Origin of the sequence: Nisaea sp., from assembly GCF_039990255.1 — a bacterium.
Classification (GTDB): domain Bacteria; phylum Pseudomonadota; class Alphaproteobacteria; order Thalassobaculales; family Thalassobaculaceae; genus Nisaea.
In genome coordinates, this window is record NZ_JBDXGG010000021.1 from 1 (window position 1) to 6718 (window position 6718).

Annotated in this window: 1 protein-coding gene and 1 pseudogene; one reads left to right on the forward strand and one right to left on the reverse strand. The window is 61.4% G+C overall.

What is annotated here, in order from left to right; genetic code table 11:
• Positions 1-5633 (reverse strand): annotated as a pseudogene (locus ABJ076_RS18995) (hypothetical protein); the annotation flags it as partial.
• Between the two features lie 394 nt (positions 5634-6027).
• Between ABJ076_RS18995 and ABJ076_RS19000 the strand changes: the two are divergent.
• The gene (locus ABJ076_RS19000; RefSeq protein ID WP_348199080.1) at positions 6028-6699 is read left to right on the forward strand and encodes a glutathione S-transferase family protein; all 672 of its coding nucleotides are present in this window, start codon (positions 6028-6030) and stop codon (positions 6697-6699) included.
• Positions 6700-6718: the final 19 nt, after the last annotated feature.

Genomic DNA, 6718 nt, shown 5'->3' on the forward strand with positions numbered 1-6718 from the left:
AGCGTGTCGTCGCCCGCGCCACCGGTGATCTCGTCGTTACCCGCACCGCCATCGATAACGTCATTACCGGCAAGACCGTCGAGTGTGTCGTTGCCGGCGAGGCCAGACAGGGTGTCGCTGTCTGCGAAGCCGCTGATAGCATCGTCGCCGTCTGTTGCCTGCTCGTCTGCAATGACGATGTCTTCGACGTTGGAGACCGTCAGCCCGTCGAGGTCGGAGCGGGTGTCGACATAGAGCGTGTCGTCCCCGGCGCCGCCATCGATAACGCCAGTGTCGCCTGCATAGATCGCATCCGCGCCGTCACCGGCATTGACCGTGTCGCTGCCCTCGGTTGCGGAGATCGTATCGTCGCCCGCGCCGCCGTTGAGAACATCGTTCCCTGCGCCGCCGTCGAGCAGATCGGCATCTGCGCCGCCCGACAGGGTGTCGCTGTCGGACCCGCCACTCAGCGTGTCGTCGCCCGCGCCACCGGTGATCTCGTCGTTACCCGCACCGCCATCGATAACGTCATTACCGGCAAGACCGTCGAGTGTGTCGTTGCCGGCGAGGCCAGACAGGGTGTCGCTGTCTGCGAAGCCGCTGATAGCGTCGTCGCCGTCTGTTGCCTGCTCGTCTGCAATGACGATGTCTTCGACGTTGGAGACCGTCAGCCCGTCGAGGTCGGAGCGGGTGTCGACATAGAGCGTGTCGTCCCCGGCGCCGCCATCGATAACGCCAGCGTCGCCTGCATAGATCGCGTCCGCGCCGTCACCGGCGTTGACTGTGTCGCTGCCCTCGGTTGCGGAGATTGTGTCGTCGCCCGCGCCGCCATTGAGAACATCGTTCCCGGCGCCGCCGTCGAGCAGATCGGCATCCGCGCCACCGTTCAGCGTATCGCTGTCAGCGCCGCCATAAAGCGTGTCGGAGCCGTCACCACCGGAGAGGGCATCGCTGCCCGCGCCACCGGTGATCTCGTCGTTACCTGCACCGCCATCGATGACGTCATTACCGGCCAGACCGTCGAGTGTGTCGTTGCCAGCGAGGCCAGACAGGGTGTCGCTGTCTGCGAAGCCGCTGATAGCGTCGTCGCCGTCTGTTGCCTGCTCGTCTGCAATGACGATGTCTTCGACGTTGGAGACCGTCAGCCCGTCCAGGTCGGAGCGGGTGTCGACATAGAGCGTATCGTCGCCTGCACCGCCGTCGATAACGCCAGCGTCGCCTGCATAGATCGCGTCCGCGCCATCACCGCCGGAAAGCGTGTCGGAACCAGAGCCAGCGTAAAGTGTATCGTCACCGGCACCACCATCAAGCAGGTCGTTATCGCTGCCGCCGTCCAGAAGATCGTCGCCGGCTCCGCCGGACAATGTATCGTCGCCGGCCCCGCCGGAAAGCGTGTCCTCTGCAGTGGTCACAGGGCCTACGGGTGCTGCGCCCCTTCTGATCAGCCCGGAACTCCTGTCGCCGCTGACTTGCTCACTTTCTCCGATCAGAAGGTCGTTCCCGTCGCCACCATCAAGGCTATCATTGCCAGACCCGCCACTCAGGGTGTCGTCGCCTGCGCCGCCGTTGAGAACATCGTTCCCGGCGCCGCCGTCCAGCAGATCGGCATCCGCACCACCGTTCAGAGTATCGCTGTCGGACCCGCCATAAAGCGTGTCGGAGCCTTCGCCGCCGTCGAGCGTATCGTCACCTGCACCGCCGGAGATCTCGTCGTTGCCTGCACCGCCATCGATGACGTCATTGCCTGCGAGACCGTCAAGTGTGTCGTTGCCGGCAAGGCCGCTGAGCGTGTCCGCATCGGCGAAGCCTGAGATGGCGTCGTCGCCGTTCGTGGCCTGCTCGTCTGCAATGACGATGTCTTCGACGTTGGAGACCGTCAGGCCGTCCAGGTCGGAGCGGGTGTCGACATAAAGCGTGTCGTTCCCGGCCCCGCCATCAATGACGCCAGTGTCACCTGCATAAATGGCATCGTCGCCGTCCCCGGCATTGACGGTGTCGCTGCCGTCTGTCGCGGAGATCGTGTCGTCGCCCGCGCCGCCGTCGAGAACATCGTTCCCTGCGCCGCCGTCGAGCAGATCGGCATCCGCGCCGCCCGACAGGGTGTCGCTGTCCGCACCGCCATAAAGTGTATCGGAGCCTTCGCCACCGGAGAGGGCATCGCTGCCCGCGCCACCGGTGATCTCGTCGTTGCCGGCACCGCCGTCGAGAACGTCATTACCTGCGAGGCCGTCGAGTGTGTCGTTGCCAGCGAGGCCGTTGAGCGTGTCCGCATCGGCGAAGCCTGAGATAGCGTCGTCGCCGTCTGTGGCCTGCTCGTCCGCGATGACGATGTCTTCGATGTTGGAGACCGTCAGGCCGTCCAGGTCGGACCGGGTGTCGACATAAAGCGTGTCGTCGCCGGCCCCGCCGTCAACAGCGCCAGTGTCGCCTGCATAGATCGCGTCCGCGCCGTCACCGCCGGAAAGCGTGTCGGAACCATCAGTGCCATACAGAACGTCGGAGCCTTCACCACCATCAAGCTGATCGTTGCCTGCACCGCCCGAGAGGGTATCTGAACCAGCGCCGCCCTGGAGCGTATCGTCACCGGCACCACCGGTGATCTCGTCGTTACCAGCTCCGCCGTCCAGAATATCGTCACCGGCCAGACCATCGAGTGTGTCGTCGCCGCCGAGACCGCTGAGGGTGTCATTGCCTTCGAAGCCGGTGATGGCGTCGTCGCCGTCTGTGGCCTGTTCGTCTGCAATGACGATGTCTTCGACGTTGGAGACCGTCAGACCGTCCAGGTGTGAGCGTGTCTCGACATAGAGCGTGTCGTTACCGGCACCGCCGTCGACAACGCTGTTATCGACCGGACGGGAGCGATTCCCTGTGACGATACGGTCTTGACCGGCATAAATGGCATCGTCGCCGTCACCGGCATTGACTGTGTCGCTGCCGTCTGTCGCAGAGATCGTGTCGTCGCCCGCACCGCCGTTGAGGATGTCATTCCCGGCGCCACCGTCAAGCAGATCGGCATCGGCGCCACCCGACAGGGTGTCGCTGTCGGTGCCGCCATAAAGCGTGTCGGAGCCTTCGCCGCCGGAGAGGGCATCGCTGCCTGCACCACCGGTGATCTCGTCGTTACCTGCACCGCCATCGATGACATCATTGCCTGCAAGACCGTCGAGTGTGTCGTTGCCAGCGAGGCCGCTGAGCGTGTCCGCGTCTGAGAAGCCTGAGATCGCGTCGTCGCCGTCTGTGGCCTGTTCGTCTGCAATGACGATATCTTCGACGTTGGAGACCGTCAGACCGTCAAGGTCGGAGCGGGTGTCGACATAAAGCGTGTCATCGCCTGCACCGCCATCGATGACGCCAGAGTCACTTGCATAGATCGCATCGTCGCCGTCACCGGCATTGACCGTGTCGCTGCCCTCGGTTGCGGAGATCGTGTCGTCGCCCGCGCCGCCATTGAGAACGTCGTTCCCGGCGCCGCCATCAAGCACATCGGCATCCGCGCCACCCGACAGGGTGTCGCTGTCCGCACCGCCATAAAGTGTATCGGAGCCTTCGCCACCGGAAAGGGCATCGCTGCCCGCGCCACCGGTGATCGCGTCGTTGCCTACACCGCCGTCGATGATGTCATTACCGGCAAGACCGTCGAGTGTGTCATTGCCTGCAAGGCCGCTGAGGGTGTCATTGCCTTCGAAGCCGCTGATGGCGTCGTCGCCGTTCGTGGCCTGCTCGTCTGCAATGACAATGTCTTCGACGTTGGAGACCGTCAGCCCGTCCAGGTCGGAGCGTGTCTCGACATAGAGTGTATCGTCGCCTGCACCACCGTCAACAACGCCAGCGTCGCCTGCATAGATCGCATCGTCGCCGTCACCGGCATTGACCGTGTCGCTGCCGTCTGTCGCGGAGATCGTGTCATCGCCCGCGCCGCCGTTGAGAACGTCGTTCCCGGCGCCGCCGTCAAGCAGATCGGCATCCGCGCCGCCCGACAGGGTGTCGCTGTCGGACCCGCCATAAAGCGTGTCGGAGCCTTCGCCACCGGAGAGGGCATCGCTGCCCGCGCCACCGGTGATCTCATCGTTGCCGGCACCGCCATCGATGATGTCATTACCGGCAAGACCGTCGAGTGTATCGTCACCGGCCAGGCCGCTGAGCGTGTCGCTGTCGGCTGTTCCGGTGAGGCTGTCATCGCCTTCGGTGCCGGTTGGGACGGATGAGAACTGGAGACTGGTGTCGCCGCCACTTCGGACGAGCGCGACGTCTGTGAATGTGCCATCAAGCGTGAAGGTGGTTTCGGCCCAGCCGTTGCTGTTAGCGTCAATCGCGACCGTGGTGATACCGTTTGCCGTGGTTAGCGTGATTTCGTCGTCGGTGATGTTTGCATTGGTGATCAGGATCGAATCGCCATCATCCAGATCGGCGAAATGGTCACCATTGATCTCGGAACCGCTCCCGACGAAGACATCGTTCCCGCTACCACCGTAGACGGTATCGCTGGCATCGCCGCTGCTGATCGTGTCGTCGCCAGCATTGCCGTAGATCGTGTCGCTGGCCTGGCCGCCCAGGATCAGGTCGTCGCCGTCGCCGCCTTCAATAAGATCCGCGCCGCCTGCACCGGAGATCGTGTCGTCGCCAGAGCCGCCAGTGAAGGTTTCGTTGCTGTAGTTTCCGACCAACCGGTCGTTACCGTCGCCGCCGTCGAACGAATCGAGGCCGCCGCCGCCATAAATGGTGTCGTCACCTGTGCCACCAGAGAGTGTGTCGTTCCCGGATTTAGCGACGATCAGGTCAGCATCGTCACCACCGTTTATAAAGTCATTGCCGCCGTCGCCGGAGATTGTGTCTTCGCCCGCACCGCCAAGGAGGGTCTCGCTTCCATAATTTCCACGGATGGAATCGTTTCCGTCGCCCCCATCAATACTGTCACTGCCACCTTTGCCGGAGATTGTGTCGTCGCCCGCGCCACCGATGAGGGTCTCGCTGCCATAGTCTCCGTCGATGGAATCATTTCCGTCGCCGCCATCAATGCTGTTACTGCCGCCAAAGCCGTAAAGCTTGTCGTCTCCGGCGCCGCCGAGGAGGGTGTCGTTCTGGTAAGAGCCGTAAATGGTATCCTTGCCGTCGCCGCCATCGATGCTGTCGTTTCCGGCACCACCGATAATTTTGTCGTTCCCGGCACCGCCGAGAATGGTGTCGTCGCCCTGGCCGCCGGTAATGGTGTCTTTGCCGTCGCCGCCATCGAAATAGTTGTTGCCGGATACGTCGTGCAGGGCATCGTTGCCATCGTTGCCGATTAACGTGTCATTGCCGTCGCCGCCGTACATGATGTCTTTGTGTTTGCCGCCGTAAAGATAGTCTTCGCCGTCATTTCCGAAGAGGCTGTTACGACCGTCTCCGCCATAAAGGGCGTCATTACCGTCGCCGCCGCTCAGCGTGTCTTTATCGTCTTCGCCGTAGAGAATGTCGTCGCCGTCGCCGCCCCTTAGAAAGTCGTTACCGTCGCCGCCATAAAGCAGGTCGTTGCCGTCGGCGCCGGAGAGCGTGTCTTTGTCGCCATACCCATAGATCGAATCGTCACCGGACGAGCCGGTGATGGTGTCACGACCATTGTCACCGCTAATCAAACCGGACCTCTGGGAATTTCTGTCATGCGACCACTTTGGCATTCTTTGCTCCAGAGCGTGGGCGAAACCGGCTAGTTTCTCGGGCCGGGACTTCAGTTGACCTTAAGTTACCTTGATTATCGGTGTTTAAAGATAAATTCAATAAAAATTTATCTAAATCCATTCTATTGTAAGGTCACTCATTTCTTAGGCTACTCGGAAAGCCCTAAAAAATAGTTAGCTTCAGAAATAAAACCAGAGCATTTCAATGACATTGTCGTCATGTATCATGGCGCCGCAACCGTTCGTTTTGTAGAGGCTGTTTGATCCAGTCATTCGCAGAAGCCAATTAAATGGATTGGGTGGGTGCCAGGATGTTTCAACGGCGCTGACGGCGACCACATCCACACGCCAGGTTGTATCTTGCACCATAGAACATATGCGGAGCGACATGGGTATGAGTATCAAGATATGGGGGCGACCGACGTCCGCACGGACGCAGAAAGTCTTGCTGGCGATGGCGGAGTTGGGGCTGTCGCACGAGCTCGTACTGGCCAGCGGTACGATGGGTTCACACGGCCATGTGGCGAAAGGCAATCAGGCTTTTGGCATAGTGGATACGCCGGAGTATAGGGCGATGAACCCGAACGGTACGGTGCCAACAATCCTGGATGATGGTTTCGTGCTCTGGGAATCGAACGCCATTCTGCAATATCTCGCCATGAAATACGATCCGGACGGATTCTACGGATCGAACACGGAGCGTTTTGCGTCGGCGAGCCGCTGGATCATGTGGGAGAACAATGAGCTTATTCCCCCAATGCACACTCTGGTGAAACACACCATCAGGCTGCCGGAAGAGCAGCGCGATCCATTGGTCGCGGAGACTGCGCGGAGGGCACTCACCCGGGCCTGGAGTATTGTGGAGGACCAGCTTTCCCGGACACGTCACATCGCAGATGATAGCTGGAGCTATGGCGATATACCGATGACCATACGGGTGCATCGCTGGGCGCTTCTGGCCGGGGAGAAAGCGCTTTCGCCGAACCTTGCCCGATATTACGGCCAGGTCTCTGCCCGGCCGAGTTTCGACGCGGTCCGTGACCCGGCGATGCATCTGTCGGGATAGTCATCTGACAGTGATGGGT

Bases quoted from the DNA above. Each gene is read 5' to 3' on its own strand.
- ABJ076_RS19000 (WP_348199080.1), top strand. From the start codon at position 6,028: ATGAGTATCAAGATATGGGGGCGACCGACGTCCGCACGGACGCAGAAA.